The sequence below is a fragment of the Stenotrophomonas sp. STEN240 genome (assembly GCF_056756175.1).
Genome location: NZ_JBRRBO010000015.1, coordinates 1 through 21,947, shown reverse-complemented (window position 1 = coordinate 21,947; position 21,947 = coordinate 1). Strand labels below are relative to the sequence as shown.

Sequence of the window (21,947 nt, the reverse complement as noted above, 5' to 3'; positions counted from 1 at the left end):
TTGTTGTTTTGTTAGACGCCTGGTTTCAGTGTGAAACCGGCGCCACGGAGCCGTCAGAGGATACCGTAAAGCGGGCCACATTACCGCGCTTGTACGGAGCCAGGTCGACGTTACCCGCCGCCTGCTGAACCTCAACCTCGGCCGCATTACCCAGCACCATGCGACCTACCTGGCCGGCGGCAAAGCTGCGCCTTTCACCGGCCCGCACCAGGGCCTTTTCGACCGTGGCACCGTCCGGGGCCGAAATATCCACCCAGCTGTCGCCCTTGAAATTCAGCGTCAGCGCCGACGGTGCAGCCGCCGCGGGCCGTGCCAGCGGTGCCATCGAGGCGATATAGGGGCCGCTGTCAGCCGCCGGGACCGGCACCGCCGCCGGCGCCTGGACGGGCGCAGCCAGCTGGCCACCAGCATCCGTGGCCGGTACCACGTCCAACGACGCGGTACTTGGCGGGGCACTATTGGAATTGCCGCTGATCACGTACCAGACCGGCACGGCCAGGACGGCGGTGATCACCACGTAGACCGCGCGCCGGCCGATGTTCTCGGCCGCACGCCGCAGCCGCGGGGTATGGGTATGACTGACCAGCTTGGGCGGCTCGACCGGCGCGATCTTCGCCTGCTCCAGCAAACCACCCAGGTCGACCTTCAACAGACGCGCATAACTGCGCAGCTGGCCGCGCACGAATACCGGAGCGCCCAGCCGCGACCACTGCTCAGCTTCAAGCGCCGCCACCACCTGCACCGGCATGCGCAACTGCCCGCCCACCTGATCCAGCGACAAACCGGCGGCCTCTCGCGCCTTGCGAAGCTGCTCACCGCAACCCAGTACACCTTCTAAAGCATTTACACCCGGATCATTGATCACAATGCGTCAGCCTTGGGGATTCGAGGTTGCCGCTGAAGGAAACTCTTCGCGCAACCGCTGTTGGAACCGACCGGCCGCCATCCTGTCGCCGAGTCGCTCTTCAATCTGAATGGCAAGTTGTAACACGGAAACCGTGGCCGGCGCAGCCGCCAAACGCCGCTGGTAGAAGGCTCTGGCCTCAAAATAACGACCGTTCAACACTTCATTGCGGGTCATCGCCTCCAGCGCATAGGCGTTGGTCGGGGCCAAGGCCAGGGCCTGACGAAGATTCTCTTCGGCGCGCTCGCGCTGACCGGCATCCAGTGCGCAGCCGCCGGCATTGGCCAAGGCATCGGCACGCCCAGCGTAGTTCGGGTCGGCCAAGGCGCGATCAAACCAGACCAGCGCCTCTGCGGGGTGGCCGTTACCGCACAGCCAGGCGCCGTAATTATTGAGTACATCGCCCTGCTGCGGCGCCAATTCGGCAGCCTTGCGATAAAGCGCACCGGCCGCCTCGGCCTGGCCACTATGCCCTTCGATCACGGCCTGCATGGTGTAGGCATCAGGCGAAGCGGGCTCCAGCTTCTGCGCCGAGCGCGCGAACTGCAGCGCCTCGTCCAGCTGGCCGCGACCAAAGCGATCGCCGGACAGGCGCAGGAACTCCTGATAGCGCATGCGCTTGTGCGCGGCCTTGTCCTGCTTGACGCTGTAGTCCGGCGCCACGATCTGCGGCCGGCCCAACTTGAGATCGCCGCGCCCGCACGCTGCAGTGAGCGCGACCAGAACCAGCAACAATACCCAGCGATCAGGCGACCGCATCCCCGCCTTCCTGTTCCTGCAGCAGACGGTTGAACTCAGCCTGGCGACGCGTGCGATCCATCACCTGGCCCTTGAGCTGGCCGCAGGCGGCATCGATGTCATCGCCACGGGTGCGGCGCACCATGGTCAGCACCTGCGAATCGAGCAGGATCTTCTGGAAGGCGCGGATCTGCTCTTCGTCCGAACGCTCGTAGCGGGTACCCGGGAACGGGTTGAACGGAATCAGATTGACCTTGCCCGAATCCTTGGCCTGCACCGCGTTGTCGAACTGGCGCATCAAGCGGGCCAGCTGGCGCGCATGCTCGGGCTGATCGTTGATGCCCTTCATCAAGGTGTATTCGAAAGTCACCGAGTCACGTTTCTTGTTGCCGCGCAGATAGCGCGCGCAGGAAGCCATCAACTCGGCGATCGGGTATTTCTTGTTGAGCGGCACCAGCGTTTCGCGCAGCTCGTCGTTCGGCGCATGCAACGACACCGCCAGCGACACATCGCTCTCGACCGAGAGACGATCGATCTGCGGCACCAGGCCCGAGGTGGACAAGGTCACGCGCTTGTTGGCCAGGCCATAACCAAGGTCATCGCGCATGATGCTCATCGCGCGGATGACGTTGTCGAAATTCATCAACGGCTCGCCCATGCCCATCATCACCACGTTGGTGAGGCGGCGCATCTGGTGCGGCACATTGCCCAGGTGACGCGCAGCAATCCACACCTGGCCGATGATCTCGGCAGTGCTGAGGTTGCGGTTGAAACCCTGGGTAGCGGTTGAGCAGAACGTGCAGTTCAACGCACAACCAACCTGCGAGGACACGCATAGCGTGCCGCGGGTTTTGTCGGGGATGTAGACGGTTTCGATGGCATTCTTGCCATCCACGCCCATCGCCAGCAACCACTTGTGGGTGCCATCGGTGGAGGGCTTGTCGAACACGATGTTCGGGACGACGACCTCGGCATGCTGCTGCAGCTTGGCGCGCAGCGACTTGCCGAGGTCGGTCATCTGGTCGAAATCGGTGACGTAGCGATGGTGGATCCACTTCATCACCTGATGGGCACGGAACTTCTTTTCGCCAAGGATATCGACGAAGAAATGCTCCAGGCCCGCGCGATCAAGGTCGAGCAGGTTCTGCTTGCCAGCTTTGGCTGCCGTTTTCGGCAACGGCTGGATGGCGGGTGTCTGTACGACCTCGTTCACGACTTCAACCTCTAATTAACGCGAAACAACTTCGGTAGCAGCAAAGAAGTAAGCCACTTCGTTGGCTGCGTTCTCGACCGAATCCGAACCGTGAGCGGCGTTGGCATCGATCGAATCAGCGAAATCAGCGCGGATGGTGCCCGGCGCTGCGTCCTTCGGATTGGTGGCGCCCAGCAGGTCGCGGTGGGCCAGGACGGCGTTCTCGCCTTCCAGGGCCTGGATCATCACCGGGCCGGAGATCATGAACTCGACCAGCGCGTTGAAGAACGGACGCTCGCGGTGCACGGCGTAGAAGCCTTCGGCTTCACGGCGCGACAGCTGCTTGTACTTGGCAGCAACCACCTTCAGGCCGGCCTTTTCGAAGCGGGCGTAGATTTCGCCGATCACGTTCTTGGCAACGGCGTCGGGCTTGATGATGGAAAGAGTGCGCTCCAGCGCCATGGGAATTCTCCGATATTGGGCCGGTCGGCCCGAGGGTACATTAAAAAAACCCGCGTGCGGACGCGGGCTTAGCCTGAATTGCGGTGGCTAATTCTACCGGTGTCCCCTGCCCTTTGCACAGCGGCAGATGAATGATGCTGCACCGCAGCATGACCTGAACGAGCCGGCGGGCGTAGGATCCAAACAATCGTTTGATTGATTGAGCCAGCCATGGGCAAACCCGCCAGCTTCTCCACCAAGGACCGCATCCTCGGCGCGGCCGAGGAACTGTTCGCCCAGTACGGCTTCGCCGGCACCTCGCTGCGCCAGGTGACCAGTCACGCCGATGTAAACATTGCTGCGGTCAACTACCACTTCGGGTCCAAGGACAACCTGGTCAATGAAGTGTTCCGCCGCCGCATGGACGAGATGACCGCCGCCCGCCTGGGCCAGCTGGAACAGGCCCGCAGCGCCCATCCGGGCGACTTGCGCGCGGTATTGGCCGCCTTCGTCGAGCCGGCCCTGGCCTTGGCCCAGGACCGCCAGAGCGGCGGCGCTTTCGTCCGCGTCATCGCCCGCGCCTACGCCGAGAAGAACGACAACCTGCGCAAGTTCCTGTCCGACCACTACGGCCATGTATTGCGCGAGTTCGGCAAGGCCATCGGCGCATGCGTACCGGGCCTTAGCAAGGAAGAGCTGTACTGGCGCCTGGACTTTTTGGCCGGTTCCCTGACCTACGCCATGGCCGATTTCGGGCTGATCAAGCGCCCAGCCAACATCAGCGAGGCCGAGCACCGCAGCAAGGCCGCGCAGGAACTGATCCATTTCGCCGAAGCCGGTTTCCGCGCCAGCGTGCGCAACCCGGCCTCCCCCGCCGTTTCCTGATCCAACCATCATCGCAGACCAAAGGTTTATCGATATGTCCAATTCCCTGCTTGTCCGCCGCGCCGCCGTCCTTGGCGCAGGCGTCATGGGTGCGCAGATCGCCGCCCACCTGACCAATGCCGGCGTCGACACGGTGTTGTTCGACCTGGCCGCCAAGGAAGGTCCTGCCGACGGCATCGTGCTCAAGGCCATTGCCAACCTGGGCAAGCTGAGCCCGGCACCGCTGGCCAGCAAGGCGCTGGCCGAGGCCATCACCCCGGCCAACTACGACTCCGGCCTGGAGCAGCTGCGCGACTGCGACCTGATCATCGAAGCCATCGCTGAACGCATGGATTGGAAGCAGGACCTGTACAAGAAGATCGCGCCGTTCGTGAACGAACACGCGGTACTGGCCTCCAACACTTCGGGCCTGGGCATCAACAAGCTCGCCGACGTGCTGCCGGAAGAACTGCGCCATCGCTTCACCGGCGTGCATTTCTTCAACCCGCCGCGCTACATGCACCTGGCCGAGCTGATCCCGGCCAAGGCCACCGACAAGGCCGTGCTGGAAGGCCTGGAAACCTTCCTGACCACCAATCTGGGCAAGGGTGTGGTCTACGCCAAGGACACCCCGAACTTCATCGGCAACCGCATCGGCGTGTTCTCGATCCTGTCCACCATTCACCACACCCAGCAGTTCGGCCTGGGCTTTGATGAAGTGGACGGACTGACCGGCCCGCTGGTCGGCCGCCCCAAGTCGGCGACCTACCGCACCTCCGACGTGGTTGGCCTGGACACCATGGCCCACGTCATCAAGACCATGGGCGACACCCTGCCTGACGACCCGTGGCACAAGTATTTCAACGCCCCGGCATGGCTGGGCGCGCTGATCGGCAAGGGTGCACTGGGCCAGAAGACCGGCGCCGGCATCTTCCGCAAGGTCGGCAAGGACATCATGGTCATCGACCTTGAGAAGCAGGACTACCGTCCGGCGGATCGCGTTGCCGCGCCGGAAGTGGTCGAGATCCTGAAGATCAAGAACCCGGCCGAAAAGTTCGCCAAGCTGCGCGAGAGCCAGCACCCGCATGCGCAGTTCCTGTGGGCGACCTTCCGCGACCTGTTCCATTACAGCGCCTACCACCTGGCCGACATCGCAGAAACCGCGCGCGACGTGGACCTTGCCATCCGCTGGGGCTACGGCTGGTCGCTGGGCCCGTTCGAGACCTGGCAGGCCGCCGGCTGGAAGCAGGTTGCGCAGTGGATTGCCGACGACATCGCCGCTGGCAAGAGCATGAGCAATGCACCGCTGCCGGCCTGGGTGCTGGACGGCCGTGACGGCGTGCATGCCGCCGAGGGTAGCTACAGCCCGACGCAGAATGCACTGGTGCCGCGCTCGTCGCTGCCGGTGTACCAGCGCCAGCGCTTCCCGGACGCACTGCTGGGCGAGAAGTTCGCGCAGGGCGAAACCGTGTTCGAAAACGACGGCATCCGTCTGTGGACCGACGGCGACGGCATCGGTGTCATCAGCTTCAAGACCAAGATGAACACCGTGTCCGACCAGGTGTTGGACGGCATCCAGCACGCGATTGCCCTGTCCGAAAAGCAGTTCAAGGGTGTGGTCATCTGGCAGAACAAGGAGCCCTTCTCTGCCGGTGCTGATCTGTCCGGCGCGCTGGGCGCGTTGAAGGCTGGCAAGTTCGCCGAGTTCGAGGCGATGGTGGCCAACTTCCAGCGCACCAGCCAGCGCATCAAGTACGCCACCGTTCCGGTTGTCACCGCGGTCCGCGGTCTGGCGCTGGGCGGCGGTTGCGAGTTCCAGATGCACGCGGCCAAGTCGGTTGCTGCGCTGGAAAGCTATATCGGCCTGGTGGAAGCCGGCGTCGGCCTGCTGCCCGCCGGTGGCGGCCTGAAGGAAATCGCCGTGCGCGCCTCGCAGGCGGCTGGCCCGGACGGCGACGTGTTCGCCGAGCTGAAGAAGACCTTCGAAACCGTGGCCATGGCCAAGGTCTCCAACTCGGCGGTCAACGCCAAGGAACTGGGCCTGATGCGCGGCACCGACAAGGTCGTGTTCAACAGCTTCGAGCTGCTGCACATCGCCAAGGCCGAAGTCACCGCACTTGCCGAAGGCGGCTACCGTCCGCCGATGCCGGCACGCCGCATCCGTGTGGCCGGCGACGTCGGCATCGCCACCTTCAAGATGATGCTGGTCAACATGTTGGAAGGCCGCTTCATCAGCCCTTACGACTACGAGATTGCCGAGCGCATCGCCACCGTGTTGTGCGGCGGCAAGGTCGACCGCAACACCGTGGTCGACGAGGAGTGGCTGCTGACCTTGGAGCGCAAGCACTTCGTTGAACTGGCCCAGCAGGAAAAGACCCAGGCCCGCATCGCGCACATGCTGACCACCGGCAAGCCGCTGCGGAACTGAGTGAGCGTGCTTCGGGGTGGCGCTGCCAGCGCCACCCTCGCCCGCCCTCACGCTCACACCTATTGAAGAGATCACTGCAATGACCAAGCAAATCCAGGACGCCTACATCGTCGCCGCCACCCGCACCCCGGTTGGCAAGGCGCCCAAGGGCATGTTCCGCAACACCCGTCCGGACGACATGCTCGCCCACGTGCTCCGCTCCGTGGTCGCGCAGGCTCCGGGCGTGGACGTCAACCGCATCGACGACGCCATCATCGGCTGCGCCATGCCAGAAGCAGAGCAAGGCATGAACGTGGCGCGCATCGGCGTGCTGCTGGCTGGCCTGCCGAACACCATCGCCGCGCAGACGGTGAACCGCTTCTGCTCGTCCGGCCTGCAGGCCGTGGCGATGGCCGCTGACCAGATCCGTCTGGGCAACAGCGACCTGATGCTGGCCGGCGGTACCGAGTCGATGTCGATGGTGCCGATGATGGGCAACAAGATCGCGATGGCACCGAGCGTGTTCGACAACGACCACGTCGCCATTGCCTACGGCATGGGCATCACCGCCGAGAAGGTCGCCGAAGAATGGAAGGTCTCGCGCGAGGAACAGGACGCCTTTGCCCTGGCTTCGCACCAGAAGGCCATTGCCGCAATCCAGAACGGCGAGTTCAAGGACGAGATCAGTCCCTACGACATCGTCTCGCACCTGCCTGACCTGGCCGACGGCAAGCGCATCATCACCCGCAACAAGCTGGCCGATACCGATGAAGGCCCGCGTCTGGACTCTTCGGCTGAAGGCCTGGCCAAGCTGCGCCCGGTGTTTCGCAACGGTCAGTTCGGCGGCTCGGTTACCGCCGGCAACTCCTCGCAGATGAGCGATGGTGCCGGTGCGGTGCTGCTGGCATCGGAGCAGGCGATCAAGGATTACGGCCTGACCCCGCTGGCCCGCTTCGTCAGCTTCTCGGTCGCCGGTGTGCGCCCGGAAGTGATGGGCATCGGCCCGATCGCAGCTATTCCCAAGGCCTTGAAGCAGGCCGGCCTGACTCAGGACCAGCTGGATTGGATCGAACTCAACGAAGCCTTTGCCGCGCAGTCGCTGGCGGTCATCCGTGACTGCGGCCTGGACCCGTCCAAGGTCAACCCGCTGGGCGGCGCCATTGCCCTGGGCCATCCGCTGGGTGCCACCGGCGCGATCCGTACCGCCACCCTGCTGCACGGCCTGCGCCGTCGCCAGCAGAAGTACGGCATGGTCACCATGTGCATCGGTACCGGCATGGGCGCTGCGGGTATCTTCGAATCGCTGTAAGCGGTTTGCTGCAACGTTGATTCAAGAAGGCGGCCGCAAGGCCGCCTTCTTTGTTACTCAATCCCAACAGGAGCATGTATTGCCGAGCCATGCTCGGCAAAGGCCTTCCCGCGTAGTGCCGAGCCATGCTCGGCAAAGGCCTTCCCGCGTAGTGCCGAGCCATGCTCGGCAGAGGCCTTCCCGCGTAGTGCCGAGCCATGCTCGACAGAGGCCTTCCCGATAAAACCCCAGCGCAGCATCGCTGCGCTCTACCAAAGACGGCGGCACCACGCAAAAAAGCAGAAAGGCAGCCTTTCGGCTGCCCTTCAACTCCACCAAGCAGGCATCAATGCCAGCTTCCAGATTGCTTCGCGGCACTTACTCCGCCAGCATCTTCTGCATCATCTCGCGCGCAGGGCCTGCCAGCTTCTCGTTTTCCAACGCAAAGCGCACCGTGGCCTCAACCAAGCCCAGATGGGTACCGCAGTCAAAACGCGTACCTTCAAAACGATACGCATCCACCTGCTCGGTCTTGAGCAGCTGCGCGATCGCATCGGTCAACTGGATCTCGCCGCCTGCACCGGTGCCAGTGGCCTCCAGCAGGCCGAAGATCTTCGGGCTGAGCACGTAACGCCCCACCACGGCCAGATCACTGGGGGCATCTTCCGGCTTGGGCTTCTCGACGATCTGGGTGATATGCCCCTTGCGACCATCAAACTTGTCGGTAGCTACGATGCCGTAGCTGCCAGTCTTGTCGTGCGGCACGTCTTCCACCGCAATGACGCTGGCGCCGCTGATCTCGTTGAGGTCAGCCATCTGCTTCAACGCACCTTCGCCACGGTTCCAGATCAGGTCATCGGGCAGCAGAACCGCAAACGGCTCGTCACCGACAATCGCCTTTGCGCAGAGCACTGCGTGACCCAGGCCCAACGCTTCGGTCTGGGTTACAAATACAGCCCGCACGCCCTTGGGCAGCACGTGACGGATCAGCTCCAGCTGCTCGTGCTTGCCGGCACGCTCGAGCTTCTGTTCCAGCTCGTAGGCCTTGTCGAAATAGTCCGCCACCGCATGCTTGTAGCGGTTGGTGATGAAGATCAGGGTGTCACAACCCGCCTCGATGGCTTCATCGACCGCGTACTGGATCAGCGGCCGATCGATGATCGGCAGCATCTCCTTCGGCACGGTCTTGGTTGCAGGAAGGAAACGCGTCCCAAGCCCGGCAACAGGAAACACTGCTTTTTTAATACGACCTTGCATCAGTGGTTTCTTCCGACTTCTTTGGAGGTGGGGAATGGCACTACATTGGCAGTACCCGTCTGCGCGCCAACATCATCGGCCGGCATGAACTCGGGAATGGTGGTGCCCAGAATATGCCTCATCGCCTCGATATCGTAGGCAGCAACCGCCTTCCGTAGCGCGGTCACATTGTTCAATACCAGTTCGGGCGAAAACTCGCGCACACCTGCAGCCATCACCTTGGGGTGGGCTGTGGGCTGGCAGTTCTCATCTTCATAGAACAGGCTTTCGTGCAGCTTTTCACCGGGCCGCAAGCCGGTATAGATGATCGGAATATCGACCCCCGGCTGCTTGCCTGCCAAGCGGATCATCTGCTCGGCAAGATGGCGGATGAACACCGGCTCGCCCATATCCAGCATGTAGATGGCCCCGCGCGATGACGACGCGGCTGCCTGCAGAATCAGCAGGCAAGCCTCGGGAATGGTCATGAAGTAGCGGCTTACATCCGGATGGGTGACGGTGATCGGGCCACCCTTGCGGATCTGCTCGCGGAACATGGGCACCACACTGCCCACCGAACCGAGCACGTTGCCGAAGCGCACTGTGACGAAGCGCGTATGCGGTGCGCGCTTGTTCAAGCTTTGGCAGATCATCTCGGCGTAGCGCTTGGTCGCGCCCAGCGCGTTGGCCGGATCCACGGCCTTGTCGGTTGAGATGAAAACAAAATTCTCGACTTTGGCTTCAATGCAAGCCGAGGCGACGCACTCTGTTGACAAGGTGTTGTTGCGCACCGCTTCACGCAGCTGCGCCTCAAGCAGCGGCACCTGCTTGTAAGCCGCCGCGTGGAACACCGTATCGGGGTTGTAGCTGCGCAACGCATGACGGATGACGGCCGGATCACCGCAGTCACCCAGCACGCCATGCACTTCCAGGTCCGGGAAACTCCTGCGCAGCTCGGCTTGGATGTTGATCATCAGCAGTTCGCTGATTTCCAGCACCACGATGCGCGATATGCCATGCCGTGCACACTGCCTGCACAGTTCCGAACCAATGGAGCCGCCACCACCGGTAACCAGCACCGTGCGCCCACGCAACCAGCTGCGCAGCAGTTCCCAATCCGGCAGGATCGGCTTGCGCCCGAGCAGGTCTTCGATGGCCACTTCCTTGAGTTGGCCGGGCAGCGAACTGCCCTCAAGCACATCCGTAAGTCGAGGTACGGTACGGAACGGCAGACCCGTGCTTTCGCACAAGCCCACAACTCGCTGCATGCCAGCGGCGTCCAGCGTCGGAATGGCAATCACCAGCAACTTGGCACTGGTTTCCTTGGCCACCAGCGCGACCTCGTCCAAGGTTCCCAGAATCGCGGCACCGTGTACCCAGGCGCCCTGCAGGTGCGGCGAATCGTCCAGCAACCCCACCGGCTCATAGTCACCGGACCGACGCAGGTCCTTTATCAGGGACTCGGCGGCCTGGCCTGCGCCAAGCACCAGCACGCGCCGCGCACTGGCATCCGAATGCATGGCCTGATAATCCTTCCAGGCGCGGTACAGCAGGCGCGGCCCACCCAGCAGCGCGGACAGCGCAAATGGATAAACCACCAACACCGAGATGGGGATGCCTTCCAGGCGGCGATAGGAGAACACAACCACAATCGCCAGCAAGCCTATGAATGAGGCTTTGAAGATGTTTATCAGATCAGCGACGGAGGCAAAACGCCAAAGACCGCGATACAGGCCAACCTTCCAGAACGCCACCGCCTGGATGCCGACGACGATCAGTACGTCCAGCGTGAACCATGGATGCACAGGGCCGGCGTCGAGCAGCGCGAAGCGGGCCATCAGCAACAACTGCCAACACAGCCACACCATCATCAGGTCATGCAGCATCACCGCGTAACGCGGGCCACCGCCTGCAAAGCGCTCGTGCCAAGAAGCCATAGAAAACCTTGTCCTTATTTAAGTGCCGTGGCACGCAGGAACGCCCACACCGCTGCCGTAACAGCCAGCCAGGTAACGCCCCCTGCCCACCCCCAACCTAGGGGAAGCCTTGAAAATTGCGCTGCAAGTGTAAGCCCCACAAGGGTGAAGAGGGCATAACCCAACGTAACAGCCGTGTGACTGTATTCACGCTTCACGAAACCTTGATACAGGTGCTGGGTATGCGGTTGCATCCAGCGCTCCCCTTTGAGCATGCGTGATAAAAGTGTGAAGCCTGCATCAGCCAAAAATACCGCCGGCAGTACCAACCACAACACCGGCGCTGTCTCGGTAACACCCAGGCCCAACGCCAGCAGGCCGGCCACCAGATAACCCAGCGCGCCGCTGCCAACGTCGCCCATGAAAATGCGGGCACGGGGGAAGTTGAAAGGCAGAAAACCCGCACACCCCGCCGCCAATGCCCAGCCGGCCAAGGAATAGCTGCCAGGCAACAGCAAGCCAGCGCCCACCCCGACCAGAATCGCCTGGGTGGTCGCCAGACCGTTGATCCCATCCATGAAATTCCAGATGTTCACCAACGACACCGCCAAGCCAAAGCAGAACACGGCCTTGAGCAGACTCCCAGTGCCGAACCAGACAATTCCGCCTAGCAGCAGGCCAGCCAGCAGGTGCACACACAGGCGCGGCAGCGCCGGCAGAGAGCGGTGGTCATCCCACCATCCGATACCTGCAACCAGCAGCAGTCCCAGCGCGAATACCAGCAGCGCTGCCGAATAGTCCGGCAATAGCACCGCCCCAAGCACACAGGCCAGCAACTGCGAGACAACGATGCCGATACCGCCGCCGCGTGGCGTGGATACGTTGTGGCTGCGCCGCTCCCCGGGCTGGTCGATCAGGCGCCGCCAATGCGCGTAGCGGATTGCCAACCAGGTTACCGTGGCTGCGGTGATCAACACCCACAGCAACAGCCAGTAATGCAGTACCGGCACTCAGAGCACCGCGTAGTTCAATAGCGGCTTTACCGTGCCCCATTCCTTGCAGCTCGGGCACTGCCAATGATGGGTACGTGCGCCAAACCCACAACGCGTGCAGCGATACGCCGGGTTGCGTACCAGCAGCTGGTCGGTGATGTGCTTCAGGTCCTGCAAGGTCGCAACCGGATCGGCGCCTTCGGCCAGGGTCAGGTCGATCAGGGCGGACTCGCCGCGCACCGATGGCCGGTCCTTGAGCTGGCGCCCAAGATAGGCACGCGCCGGGGCCGTCCCTTCCTGCTCTTCCATCAAATGGGTCAGCGCCAGCACCGGCGCGATCCCACGATAGTGCTCGGTCATCTCCGCCAGAAACGCACGCGCGCCTGCCAGATCACCCACATTGCGGTAGTTCTTCATCAGCTGCGGCAGGATTTCCGGCAGATAGTCCGGGTCGTTGCGCGCGGCCCGCTCGAAGGCCCTTACAGCGGCCTCGTCATTGCCGAAATCACTTTCCAGGCGCCCTTCGATGATGCCCGCGCGCACGCTCATCGCATCGGCCACATTGGCCCGGTTGATGGCCGCACGGGCATCATCCAGACGCCCTGCCGCGCGATAGCGCTCCGCCAGCTCGCATTCGAACTGACCAATCAACTTGCCCATCGGCTCATCGGTCACCGCTTCATAGCGGGTGGCGTTCTCGATCGCCTTTTCCCAGTCACGTTCGGCCTGGTAGATGCTGATCAGGTGCTTCAGGGCCTGCGGCGCACGCTGGTCCAGCTGGGCCAGCTCGGTGAACACGGTTTCGGCACGGTCCAGCAGGCCGGACTTCATATAGTCCTCGCCCAGCGCCAGCAGCGCCTGCACGCGCTGCGCATCGCTCAGATCATTACGGTTGACCAGCCCCTGGTGCAGGCGGATCGCACGATCCACTTCGCCACGACGGCGGAACAGATGACCCAAGGCGACCTGCGTCTCGAAGGTCTCCTTGTCCAGTTCGGCGATATGCAGGAACAACTCGATGGCCTTGTCCGGCTGCTCGTTGAGCAGATAGTTCAAGCCACGGAAATAGGTGCTGGAAAGACGGCTGACCTGGTTTTCGCTATGGCGTTGGCCGCCACGGCGCCCAATTACCCAGCCGCCCAGCGCGGCGATCGGCAGGAACAGGAAAAACCAGAACCATTCACTGATGAAGGCCATCGTTACTCAGCGTCCGTCAAAGGGAGAAGGTGCCTGCGCGGCAGGCGTGGCGGGTTCGGGCGCTGCGGTGGCAGCGGCCTTGTTGGCGCGCCGCAGTTTGGCGTACATCGGCACGACCAGGCCGGCCATCACCATGCCGCCGCCCACCAATGCACCCAGCAGCAGCGAGGCGATGATCGCGATACCCGACGTGGTTTTGAGCACCCAGAACGCAAGGCTGATTTCGATGGCCTGGGAGTTGAGCGAGCCGATCACCAGGCCACCTATCAACACCGCCAGCAGGATCACTAATCGAACGATCTTCATGCGCCGGCTTACTCCTGTAACAAGAGCCCGTAGCTTACCGTTCAGCGCATGAATTCGCAGCATTCAATCTGCCGCGAGATACTTCACGCAAGCTCGCTCAGGCAGGGTCGCTTTCCAGCGGCACCACCGAACTGACGCGCTCGCGTAGCTCCTTGCCCGGCTTGAAATGCGGCACATGCTTGCCCGGCAACGCGACCGACTCACCCGTCTTCGGGTTGCGGCCCAGGCGCGGCGGGCGGTAATGCAGGGAGAAACTACCGAAACCGCGGATCTCTATGCGATCCCCGGAGGACAACGCCCCACCCATCATTTCCAGCAATGACTTGACCGCCAGATCGACATCATCGGCCTTCAGGTGCGCCTGGTGGCGCGCGAGGATTTCGATCAATTCGGATTTGGTCATTGCGTACTCGTCAATGGCAGGGTCTTACCCTGAAGCGGCCCGGACTGATGTCCGGGCCGCTCAGGTCACAACTACTTACAGCAGGCCGATTACTCGGACTTGTTGCCGTTCAGCTGTGCACGCAGCAGCGCGCCCAGCTGGGTGGTGCCGCTGGATGCCGAAGAGGACTGGTATTCCTCCAGCACTTCGCGCATTTCGGCATCGTCCTTGGCCTTGATCGACAGTTGCAGGGTGCGGCCCTTACGGTCCATGCCCACGAACTTGGCTTCAACCTTGTCGCCGACCTTCAGGAACTGGGTCGCGTCATCAACGCGCTCGTTGGCGACGTCACGTGCCGAGACATAACCTTCGATGCCGTCAGCCAGCTCGATGGTTGCGCCCTTGGCATCAACTTCCTTGACAACGCCTTCGACCTTCGAACCCTTCGGGTTGGCAGCCATGTACTGACCGAACGGATCCTGCTCAAGCTGCTTGACGCCCAGCGAGATGCGCTCGCGCTCCGGATCGACGGCCAGGACCACTGCGTCCAGGGTGTCGCCCTTCTTGAAGTTGCGAACGACGTCTTCGCCGGTGGTGTTCCAGCTGATGTCCGACAGGTGAACCAGGCCGTCGATGCCGCCGTCCAGACCGATGAAGATACCGAAATCGGTGATCGACTTGATCTGGCCGGAAACCTTGTCGCCCTTCTTGAAGATGGCGGCGAAGGTTTCCCACGGGTTGGCAGCAACCTGCTTCATGCCCAGCGAGATACGACGACGCTCTTCATCAACGTCCAGCACCATCACTTCGACTTCATCACCAACCTGGACAACCTTGGACGGGTTGACGTTCTTGTTGGTCCAATCCATCTCGGAGACGTGCACCAGGCCTTCAACGCCCGGCTCGATCTCAACGAACGCGCCGTAATCGGTCACGTTGGAGACCTTGCCGAACACGCGGCTGTTGGCCGGGTAACGACGTGCGATGTTGTCCCACGGATCTTCGCCCAGCTGCTTCAGGCCCAGCGAAACGCGGTTGCGCTCGCGGTCGAACTTCAGCACGCGCACGTCCAGCTCGTCGCCGACGTTCACGACTTCGGACGGATGGCGCACGCGCTTCCATGCCATGTCGGTGATGTGCAGCAGGCCGTCGATACCGCCCAGGTCCACGAATGCGCCGTAATCGGTCAGGTTCTTGACGACACCCTTCAGGATGGCGCCTTCCTGCAGCTTGTCCATCAGCTGCTCGCGCTCTTCCGAATGCTCGCTCTCGACAACTGCACGACGCGACACGACCACGTTGTTACGCTTGCGGTCCAGCTTGATGAGCTTGAATTCCAGCTCCTTGCCTTCCAGGTAGGCCGGGTCGCGCACGGGGCGCACATCGACCAGCGAACCGGGCAGGAATGCGCGGACATCCTTGATGTCCACGGTGAAACCACCCTTGACCTTGCCGCTGATGCGGCCGGTGATGGTTTCGTTCTTTTCCAACGCTTCTTCCAGCTCGTCCCACACCATGGCGCGCTTTGCTTTCTCGCGCGACAGGACGGTTTCGCCGAAGCCGTTCTCGATCGAGTCGAGGGCAACCTTCACCTGGTCGCCCACGCCCACGTCGATCTCACCAGCGTCGTTACGGAACTGTTCGATCGGCACGATGCCTTCGGACTTCAGGCCGGCGTTGATGATCACCACGTCGCCGCGGACCTCAACGACGGTACCGATAACGATGGCACCGGGCTTCAGCTTGGCCAGATTGGCCTGACTGGCTTCAAACAGTTCTGCAAATGATTCGGTCATTAGATTTCTCAGTTGAACATATGGACAGCGGATCTGTTGCGAAAACCCGTACTGTCCAGCCTGTTGAACGACTCCATGAAGGCAGCCGCATGTGAATGAAAAAGCCCACCACGCACCATTGCGCAGCGGGTTGTTGCAACACCTTTGGTGCGACTGCAATCGGTCAACTGATCGCACTCAACGCAGCCAGGGTCAGGCTTCCTTGGAAACCAGACCCAGCACCTTGGCAACGACGTCGTCGATGCCAATTCCGCTGGTGTCGATGAGAACGGCGTCTTCGGCCGGCCTCAGGGGCGCCACTGCGCGCTGTGCATCACGGGCGTCGCGGGCCATGATCTCACGCAGGAGGTCTTCAAAGTTAACCGAAACCCCTTTCTCTTTCAACTGTTTATGCCGCCTTTGGGCGCGTTCCTCGGCGCTGGCAGTCAGGAAAACCTTGAATGGGGCGTCGGGAAAGATGACGGTTCCCATGTCCCGGCCATCAGCCACCAACCCGGGCAAAATCCTGAATGCGCGCTGACGCTCCTTCAGCGCTGCGCGCACCTCCGGAATGGCGGCAATGGCCGAGGCCAGCGCCCCGGTGGTTTCCAGCCGCAGCTCGTCGGTTGCATCGGTACCATTGACCAGCACCCGCAGGTTTTCGCCCTGCTCCACGAACTGCACCTTGGTATCAAAGGTACAGCGCACCAGCGCCGACGCATCGGAAGTGTCGATATCCGCCCAGCTGGCGGCCACGCCCACCGCGCGGTAAAGCGCACCGGAGTCCAGATAGTGCCAGCCCAGCTGGCGGGCAACGATGCGACTGACAGTACCCTTGCCGGCCCCGGACGGGCCATCAATGGTAAGAACGGGGGGCAATTGGCTCATCTGGAGGCCTGTCTGGAGCGAGAATCAGGCTATTCTAGCGCCCCGCACCGCCATCCCGGCAGGTGTTTGCACGCAAGCACTTGAACCGGCGTGGAATTACCCGGTAGAATGGCGGGCTTGAACGGGCGTTATCCTGCATATCCGCGGCCACGCTCCTAAGATCTCCTTACTAGTTATCCGCCGAGGTATGTCATGAAAGTTCTGTCCTCCCTGAAGTCGGCGAAGACCCGTCACCGTGATTGCAAGGTTGTGCGCCGTCGCGGCAAGATCTTCGTGATCTGCAAGTCGAACCCGCGCTTCAAGGCTCGCCAGCGCTGAGCAAACTGGCGCAAGCCAGCGCCTGACCCGCAGGGGTTGGGCAACGTCAAAAAGCCGCCCTCGGGCGGCTTTTTGCGTACCGGGCCGAACACAGCGCTGACGCAATGCTGAGCGTGCTCACTAAAAACGACATGAACCCGTACTTTCGGCTTCGTTTTTTGCTGTAATCGCAGCCTGTCCTCTGGGGAGATGTGACCAATGAAGCAAACCTTGACGATTCTCGGCCTGATCGCCGCACTGGCTGCCACACCGGCAGCACTGGCCGACACCTTGTTGATCGAGCGCGCGCAGGAAAAACCTGCCGAAGCGATCCCCGCCCGCGGCCAGAGCATGGCCCAGGTGGAAGCCCGTTTCGGTGCGCCCAGCGAGCGCATGGATCCGCGCGGCGGCCAGAAGCGCCAGTGGCCGACCATCAACCGCTGGGTCTACCCTGCATTCACCGTGTACTTCGAACGGCAGCGCGTGATCGACGTGGTGGCCCGCCAGGCCAGCCCTGACGAAGTCGGCCCGAAGCCACCCATCCGCTGAACCCTTTCCCGGCGGCAGGCCCGGCCTGTCGCCCCCAACGCCCGACCGGGCCGACTGCATCCGAGAAGAATGAACGAAACGCTCCGCTTTCCAGCCGAATGGGAAACCCAGTCCGGCGTATTGATCGCCTGGCCGAACGCCGACACCGACTGGGCCGAGCGCTTGGCCGAGGTCGAGGAAACCTACATCGCGCTGGTCAGCGCCATCACCCGTTTCCAGCCAGTGCTGATCTGCGTGGCCGATGACGACATCGAGACCTACGCGGAAATGCGCCTGCGCTCCAACCGCGTGGAGATGGATCGCGTGCGTTTCGTCACCGCAGCCTACGACGACACCTGGCTGCGCGATTCCGGCCCGATCACCCTCAAGCGCGCCGACGGCAGCTTCCAGCTGCTGGATTTCCGCTTCACCGGCTGGGGTGGCAAATTCGAAGCCAGCCTCGACGACCAACTGGTCGGCGTACTGGACCAGGCCCAGGTGTTCAACAACGCACAGGTGCGCAGCATTCCGTTCGCACTGGAAGGTGGCGCCATCGATACCGACGGCGCCGGCACCTTGCTGACCACCTGGAAGTGCCTGCACGAACGCCACCCGGACCGTGACCGCGCCTCGCTGAGCGCCGACATGGCGGCATGGATGCAGCAGGAACGCGTGCTGTGGCTGGACCACGGTTACCTGGAAGGCGACGACACCGACGCCCACATCGATACCCTCGCCCGTTTCGCCTCGGTCGACAGCATCGTCTACCAGAACTGCGATGACCCGCAGGACTCGCACTACGCCGAGCTGCAGGCCATGGGCGCCGAACTGGCTGCACTGCGCACCCGCGACGGCAAACCGTACCGCCTGTTCCCCCTGCCGTGGGCAGAACCGGTGCTGGACGAAGGCCGCCGCCTGGCCGCGTCCTACGCAAACTTCCTGATCGTCAACGGCGCGGTGCTGATGCCCGCCTACGGTGACGTTGCAGACGACGCAGCGCGCGATGTTCTGGCCCAGGCCTTCCCGGATCGTGAAATCGTGCAGGTGCCCTGCCGCTCGCTGATCTGGCAGAACGGCAGCCTGCACTGCATCACCATGCAACTGCCGGCCGGCCTGCTGAAGAACTAAGCGGCACCTGTAGTGCCGAGCCATGCTCGGCAGAGGCTTCACCAGCGAAAAGCCGCCCTCACCCCAACCCCTCTCCCGCAAACGGGAGAGGGGCTCAAAGCGTAGTGCCGAGCCATGCTCGGCAGTGGCTTCACCGGCGAAAATAGCCGCCGCAGTCCAATCCCTCTTCCGCCAGTAGAAGAGGGGTTCAAGCCATAGCACCGAATCACGTCCGGCTGCATTTCGATCCAGCAGCATGCAAACCGGATCCGTCGCATACATGTTCAGCCGAGCATGGCTCGGCTCTACCCAAAGGCGGCACGAAGCGCCTACGCGCCCTGCATCGCCATCTGTTCAGCCCTGGCCACATTGAAGAGGCGCATCCGCGCTAACATGCGCGTTTTCCCCCGCAGGATCGCAGCATGAACTCGCGCAGCCCCCTTACCGTCGCTCTGGTCCAGGAGCGTAACCACGGTGATGCCGCCGCCAATCTGGCGGTGATCGACGCACGTGTGGCCGAGGCTGCTGCGCAGGGCGCCAAACTGGTGCTGCTGCAGGAACTGCATAACGGCCCTTACTTCTGCCAGCACGAGTCGGTGGACGAATTCGATCTGGCCGAACCGATTCCGGGCCCGAGCACCGAACACCTCGGCGCACTGGCCAGGAAGCATGGCGTGGTGATCGTCGGCTCGCTGTTCGAACGCCGTGCCGCCGGCCTGTACCACAACACCGCCGTGGTATTCGAGAAGGATGGCACCCTGCTGGGCAAGTACCGCAAGATGCACATCCCCGACGACCCGGGCTTCTACGAGAAGTTCTACTTCACCCCGGGCGACATCGGCTTCAAGCCGATCGACACCTCGGTGGGTCGCCTCGGCGTGCTTGTCTGCTGGGACCAGTGGTATCCGGAAGCCGCGCGCCTGATGGCGCTGGCCGGTGCCGAACTGCTGCTCTACCCCACCGCCATCGGCTGGGATCCGGACGACATGCAGGACGAGAAGAATCGCCAGCGCGATGCTTGGGTGCTCAGCCATCGCGGCCACGCCGTGGCCAACGGCGTGCCGGTACTGAGCTGCAACCGCGTCGGCCACGAAGCCTCCCCGCTGGGCGCATCGGGCATCAACTTCTGGGGCAACAGCCATGTGCTGGGGCCGCAGGGTGAGTTCATTGCCGAAGCCGGTACCGATGCAACCCTGCTGGTCTGCGAAGTCGACCTGCAGCGCAGCGAGCACGTGCGCCGCATCTGGCCGTTCCTGCGTGATCGCCGCATCGATGCCTACGGCGATCTGCTCAAGCGTTACATCGACTGATTGGACCTGCGATGAGCCTGCAACTGCGTCAAGCAACACCGGCCGACATCCCGGCCATCACCGCGATCTACGCGGTGGAAGTCCGCGAACTGGTCAACACCTACGAATACGAGGTGCCCAGCGAAGCGGAAATGGCGCAGCGCATGCAGGACATCACCACGCGCGGCTTCCCCTACCTCGTCGCCACTGTTGACGGCGAGGTGGCCGGCTATGCCTACGCCAACAGCTACCGTGCGCGTATTGCCTACCAGTGGACCGTGGAGAACTCGGTCTACGTGGATGGCCGCTTCCAGGGCCAAGGCGTTGGCCGCGCCTTGATGCAGGCGCTGATCGACGAATGCACCGCTCGCGGCTTCCGGCAGATGATCGCGGTGATCGGCGAGCCGACCAATACCGCATCGATCAAGCTGCACGAACGCTTCGGCTTCGAGCTGATCGGCATCTTCCGCGGCCTTGGCCGCAAGCACGGGCGCTGGTTGGATACGGTGCAGATGCAACGCGCACTCGGCGACGGTGCCGACAGCGCCCCTTCCAATGAATGAAGCAATGACTGACTCCTCTGTTGAATCCACCGGCGAACTGCTGGCTGGCCAGCCTGTGCGCGTGGTTGAACGCGACGGCGTGCGCTACACCCTGCTGGGCACCGCCCACGTCTCTGCTGCCAGCGTGTTGGCCGTTGAGCAGGCGATTGCCTCCGGCCAGTACGACGCCGTTGCGGTGGAACTGGACCCGCAGCGCCTGCAGGCGCTGACCAATCCCAACGCCCTGGCGCAGCTGGATCTGGTTGAAGTAATCCGCAAAGGGCGCGTGGCGCTGTTTGCCGCCAACCTGGCACTAGCCGCATATCAGCGGCGCCTGGCCGAGCAGCTCGGCATCGAGCCCGGTGCCGAGCTCAAGCGCGCGGTGGAACTGGCCAAGGCCAACAACCTGCCGGTGCACCTGATCGACCGCGACGTTGGCCTGACTTTCCGCCGCGCCTCGCAGAGCCTGGGCTTCTTCGGCAAGATCAAGCTGGTTATGGGCCTGGGTGCGGGGCTGTTTTCTTCCGAGGATGTCGGCGAAGACGAGATCGAAAAACTCAAGCAAGGCGACATGCTGGAGTCGAGCTTTGGCGAGTTCGCCAATGAAAGCCCGGCGCTGTACCAGGCCATCATCGGCGAGCGCGACCGCTACATGGCCACGCGCCTGCGCGAAGAACACAACAGTGAACAGCGCAATGTGTTGGCGGTGGTTGGCGCAGGCCATCTGGCCGGGTTGGCCCGTTACCTGGAAACCGATACCGACGCGCCCGGCTCGCTGCGCGAGCAGTTGGAGTCGGTGCCGAAGAAGCGCAACGTCCCGTGGATCACGCTGGGCATTCTGGCCATCGTGCTGGGCGGCATTGGCTTTGGTTTCTGGAAGGGCGGCATGGGCATGGGCGCCGACATGCTGATGACCTGGGCAATGTATACCGGCGGTTTGGCGGGTTTGGGGGCCTTGTTGGCTGCCAGCCATCCGTTGAGCATCTTGACCGCGATTGTTGTCGCACCGTTCAAGCCTTTCCGCTTGAGCATTCCTACTGGCGCGTTTGCGGCGTTGGTGGAAACCCGCCTGCGCAAGCCGACCTACCAGGATTTCCTGCAGCTGCGTGATGATGCGCAGAGCGCCAAGGGCTGGTATCGCAACCGGGTCACGCGCATCGTGCTGACCTTCATGCTGACCAACCTGGGCAGCATGCTGGGGCTGTGGCTCACGGGTTTCAGTGTTTATGGAAAGTTGGCTGGGTGATGGAGTTGAGGCTTTTGAAGCTGTAAAGGCCTCGAAAGCTTTGGAAGCTGTAAAAGCTCTAGAGGCTTAAGAGCTCCCCTCACCCCTACCCCTCTCCCGCACGCGGGAGAGGGGATTAGCTCTCACTCTGCTGCGTCTGCTGCGGCACCTCGGCTTACGGCCGCAAAAAGACTTCAGGCTTTTGCTTGGCCTTGGCCTTGGCCTTGGGCTTGGCCTTGGGCTTGGGCTTGGGCTTGGGCTTGGGCTTCGCAGCTTTAGCTTTCACTCTTCTGCGTCTGCCGCTGCACCTCGGCTCACGGCCGCAAAAAACTTCAGGCTTTTGCTTGGGCTTTGCTTGGGCTTTGCTTGGGCTTTGCTTGGGCTTTGCTTGGGCTTTGCTTGGGCTTTGCTTGGGCTTTGCTTGGGCTTTGCT

General features: G+C 62.6%; 22 protein-coding genes. 9 read left to right on the top strand and 13 right to left on the bottom strand.

Going from position 1 to position 21,947, the window contains the following annotated elements; all coding sequences use genetic code 11:
• Window positions 1-25 precede the first annotated feature (25 nt).
• From ACVOKO_RS08995 to ndk, 4 genes are read right to left on the bottom strand one after another with little or no spacing between them, the layout of a single operon-like run.
• Complete coding sequence (locus ACVOKO_RS08995) at window positions 26-865, bottom strand: helix-turn-helix domain-containing protein (RefSeq protein ID WP_346498586.1); 840 nt, start codon at window positions 863-865, stop codon at window positions 26-28.
• Window positions 866-871: 6 nt separating this feature from the next.
• Window positions 872-1,639: a type IV pilus biogenesis/stability protein PilW gene (pilW, locus tag ACVOKO_RS08990; protein WP_430980743.1), complete on the bottom strand. Its 768-nt coding sequence runs from the start codon at window positions 1,637-1,639 to the stop codon at window positions 872-874.
• Between the two features lie 10 nt (window positions 1,640-1,649).
• Window positions 1,650-2,855 (bottom strand): dual-specificity RNA methyltransferase RlmN, encoded by a 1,206-nt coding sequence (gene rlmN / locus ACVOKO_RS08985; protein WP_346498585.1) that lies wholly within the window; start codon window positions 2,853-2,855, stop codon window positions 1,650-1,652.
• A 15-nt stretch (window positions 2,856-2,870) separates the two neighbouring features.
• The gene (gene ndk / locus ACVOKO_RS08980; RefSeq protein ID WP_057628193.1) at window positions 2,871-3,296 is read right to left on the bottom strand and encodes a nucleoside-diphosphate kinase; all 426 of its coding nucleotides are present in this window, start codon (window positions 3,294-3,296) and stop codon (window positions 2,871-2,873) included.
• 210 nt (window positions 3,297-3,506) lie between these two features.
• Between ndk and ACVOKO_RS08975 the strand changes: the two genes are divergently transcribed.
• The 3 genes from ACVOKO_RS08975 (at window position 3,507) to ACVOKO_RS08965 (ending at window position 7,855) form a co-directional block, all read left to right on the top strand.
• Window positions 3,507-4,160 (top strand): TetR/AcrR family transcriptional regulator, encoded by a 654-nt coding sequence (locus ACVOKO_RS08975; protein ID WP_313317469.1) that lies wholly within the window; start codon window positions 3,507-3,509, stop codon window positions 4,158-4,160.
• 34 nt (window positions 4,161-4,194) lie between these two features.
• The gene (locus ACVOKO_RS08970; RefSeq protein ID WP_346498584.1) at window positions 4,195-6,567 is read left to right on the top strand and encodes a 3-hydroxyacyl-CoA dehydrogenase/enoyl-CoA hydratase family protein; all 2,373 of its coding nucleotides are present in this window, start codon (window positions 4,195-4,197) and stop codon (window positions 6,565-6,567) included.
• Window positions 6,568-6,646: 79 nt separating this feature from the next.
• Window positions 6,647-7,855 carry an acetyl-CoA C-acyltransferase gene (locus ACVOKO_RS08965; RefSeq protein ID WP_346498583.1) on the top strand — a complete coding sequence of 403 codons (1,209 nt, stop codon included), beginning with the start codon at window positions 6,647-6,649 and terminating at the stop codon, window positions 7,853-7,855.
• Between the two features lie 357 nt (window positions 7,856-8,212).
• Here the strand turns inward: ACVOKO_RS08965 and galU are convergent, their stop codons facing one another.
• The 8 genes from galU to cmk all read right to left on the bottom strand — a co-directional run bounded on the left by galU (window position 8,213) and on the right by cmk (window position 16,526).
• Window positions 8,213-9,091, bottom strand: a complete 879-nt coding sequence (galU, locus tag ACVOKO_RS08960; protein ID WP_346498582.1) for a UTP--glucose-1-phosphate uridylyltransferase GalU — start codon at window positions 9,089-9,091, stop codon at window positions 8,213-8,215.
• Window positions 9,091-11,007 (bottom strand): polysaccharide biosynthesis protein, encoded by a 1,917-nt coding sequence (locus tag ACVOKO_RS08955; RefSeq protein ID WP_346498581.1) that lies wholly within the window; start codon window positions 11,005-11,007, stop codon window positions 9,091-9,093. The genes galU and ACVOKO_RS08955 overlap by 1 nt, the downstream gene beginning before the upstream one ends.
• Before the next feature lie 14 nt (window positions 11,008-11,021).
• Entirely contained in the window at window positions 11,022-11,996 is a 975-nt protein-coding gene (locus tag ACVOKO_RS08950) for an MraY family glycosyltransferase (RefSeq protein ID WP_346498580.1), read from the bottom strand.
• Window positions 11,997-13,175 carry a lipopolysaccharide assembly protein LapB gene (lapB, locus tag ACVOKO_RS08945; RefSeq protein WP_346498579.1) on the bottom strand — a complete coding sequence of 393 codons (1,179 nt, stop codon included), beginning with the start codon at window positions 13,173-13,175 and terminating at the stop codon, window positions 11,997-11,999.
• Between the two features lie 6 nt (window positions 13,176-13,181).
• Entirely contained in the window at window positions 13,182-13,481 is a 300-nt protein-coding gene (locus ACVOKO_RS08940) for a hypothetical protein (protein ID WP_346498578.1), read from the bottom strand.
• A gap of 97 nt (window positions 13,482-13,578) precedes the next feature.
• Window positions 13,579-13,884: an integration host factor subunit beta gene (locus tag ACVOKO_RS08935; protein ID WP_057628209.1), complete on the bottom strand. Its 306-nt coding sequence runs from the start codon at window positions 13,882-13,884 to the stop codon at window positions 13,579-13,581.
• An 89-nt stretch (window positions 13,885-13,973) separates the two neighbouring features.
• Complete coding sequence (rpsA, locus tag ACVOKO_RS08930; RefSeq protein WP_346498577.1) at window positions 13,974-15,659, bottom strand: 30S ribosomal protein S1; 1,686 nt, start codon at window positions 15,657-15,659, stop codon at window positions 13,974-13,976.
• A gap of 192 nt (window positions 15,660-15,851) precedes the next feature.
• Window positions 15,852-16,526 (bottom strand): (d)CMP kinase, encoded by a 675-nt coding sequence (gene cmk / locus ACVOKO_RS08925; RefSeq protein ID WP_346498576.1) that lies wholly within the window; start codon window positions 16,524-16,526, stop codon window positions 15,852-15,854.
• 192 nt (window positions 16,527-16,718) lie between these two features.
• Between cmk and ykgO the strand changes: the two genes are divergently transcribed.
• From ykgO to ACVOKO_RS08895, 6 genes are all read left to right on the top strand, one after another.
• Window positions 16,719-16,844 carry a type B 50S ribosomal protein L36 gene (ykgO, locus tag ACVOKO_RS08920; protein ID WP_057628212.1) on the top strand — a complete coding sequence of 42 codons (126 nt, stop codon included), beginning with the start codon at window positions 16,719-16,721 and terminating at the stop codon, window positions 16,842-16,844.
• A gap of 198 nt (window positions 16,845-17,042) precedes the next feature.
• Entirely contained in the window at window positions 17,043-17,372 is a 330-nt protein-coding gene (locus ACVOKO_RS08915) for a hypothetical protein (RefSeq protein ID WP_346498575.1), read from the top strand.
• A 69-nt stretch (window positions 17,373-17,441) separates the two neighbouring features.
• Entirely contained in the window at window positions 17,442-18,479 is a 1,038-nt protein-coding gene (locus ACVOKO_RS08910) for an agmatine deiminase family protein (protein WP_346498574.1), read from the top strand.
• A gap of 401 nt (window positions 18,480-18,880) precedes the next feature.
• On the top strand, window positions 18,881-19,768 hold the full coding sequence (locus tag ACVOKO_RS08905; protein ID WP_346498573.1) for a carbon-nitrogen hydrolase: 888 nt from the start codon (window positions 18,881-18,883) through the stop codon (window positions 19,766-19,768).
• A gap of 11 nt (window positions 19,769-19,779) precedes the next feature.
• Window positions 19,780-20,310: a GNAT family N-acetyltransferase gene (locus tag ACVOKO_RS08900; RefSeq protein ID WP_346498572.1), complete on the top strand. Its 531-nt coding sequence runs from the start codon at window positions 19,780-19,782 to the stop codon at window positions 20,308-20,310.
• Window positions 20,303-21,535 carry a TraB/GumN family protein gene (locus tag ACVOKO_RS08895; protein WP_430980740.1) on the top strand — a complete coding sequence of 411 codons (1,233 nt, stop codon included), beginning with the start codon at window positions 20,303-20,305 and terminating at the stop codon, window positions 21,533-21,535. Before ACVOKO_RS08900 ends, ACVOKO_RS08895 begins: the two co-directional genes overlap by 8 nt.
• A gap of 154 nt (window positions 21,536-21,689) precedes the next feature.
• Here ACVOKO_RS08895 and ACVOKO_RS08890 read toward each other — a convergent pair.
• Window positions 21,690-21,947: hypothetical protein (locus ACVOKO_RS08890; RefSeq protein WP_430980739.1), on the bottom strand; the 258-nt coding region annotated here is incomplete at its 5' end.

Bases quoted from the DNA above. Each gene is read 5' to 3' on its own strand.
- ACVOKO_RS08900 (WP_346498572.1), top strand. From the start codon at position 19,780: ATGAGCCTGCAACTGCGTCAAGCAACACCGGCCGACATCCCGGCCATC.
- rpsA (WP_346498577.1), bottom strand. From the start codon at position 15,659: ATGACCGAATCATTTGCAGAACTGTTTGAAGCCAGTCAGGCCAATCTG.
- lapB (WP_346498579.1), bottom strand. From the start codon at position 13,175: ATGGCCTTCATCAGTGAATGGTTCTGGTTTTTCCTGTTCCTGCCGATC.
- ACVOKO_RS08910 (WP_346498574.1), top strand. From the start codon at position 17,442: ATGAACGAAACGCTCCGCTTTCCAGCCGAATGGGAAACCCAGTCCGGC.
- ndk (WP_057628193.1), bottom strand. From the start codon at position 3,296: ATGGCGCTGGAGCGCACTCTTTCCATCATCAAGCCCGACGCCGTTGCC.
- ACVOKO_RS08975 (WP_313317469.1), top strand. From the start codon at position 3,507: ATGGGCAAACCCGCCAGCTTCTCCACCAAGGACCGCATCCTCGGCGCG.
- ACVOKO_RS08915 (WP_346498575.1), top strand. From the start codon at position 17,043: ATGAAGCAAACCTTGACGATTCTCGGCCTGATCGCCGCACTGGCTGCC.
- ACVOKO_RS08935 (WP_057628209.1), bottom strand. From the start codon at position 13,884: ATGACCAAATCCGAATTGATCGAAATCCTCGCGCGCCACCAGGCGCAC.
- ACVOKO_RS08940 (WP_346498578.1), bottom strand. From the start codon at position 13,481: ATGAAGATCGTTCGATTAGTGATCCTGCTGGCGGTGTTGATAGGTGGC.
- galU (WP_346498582.1), bottom strand. From the start codon at position 9,091: ATGCAAGGTCGTATTAAAAAAGCAGTGTTTCCTGTTGCCGGGCTTGGG.
- ykgO (WP_057628212.1), top strand. From the start codon at position 16,719: ATGAAAGTTCTGTCCTCCCTGAAGTCGGCGAAGACCCGTCACCGTGAT.
- ACVOKO_RS08965 (WP_346498583.1), top strand. From the start codon at position 6,647: ATGACCAAGCAAATCCAGGACGCCTACATCGTCGCCGCCACCCGCACC.
- ACVOKO_RS08905 (WP_346498573.1), top strand. From the start codon at position 18,881: ATGAACTCGCGCAGCCCCCTTACCGTCGCTCTGGTCCAGGAGCGTAAC.
- ACVOKO_RS08955 (WP_346498581.1), bottom strand. From the start codon at position 11,007: ATGGCTTCTTGGCACGAGCGCTTTGCAGGCGGTGGCCCGCGTTACGCG.
- cmk (WP_346498576.1), bottom strand. From the start codon at position 16,526: ATGAGCCAATTGCCCCCCGTTCTTACCATTGATGGCCCGTCCGGGGCC.
- ACVOKO_RS08895 (WP_430980740.1), top strand. From the start codon at position 20,303: ATGAATGAAGCAATGACTGACTCCTCTGTTGAATCCACCGGCGAACTG.
- ACVOKO_RS08970 (WP_346498584.1), top strand. From the start codon at position 4,195: ATGTCCAATTCCCTGCTTGTCCGCCGCGCCGCCGTCCTTGGCGCAGGC.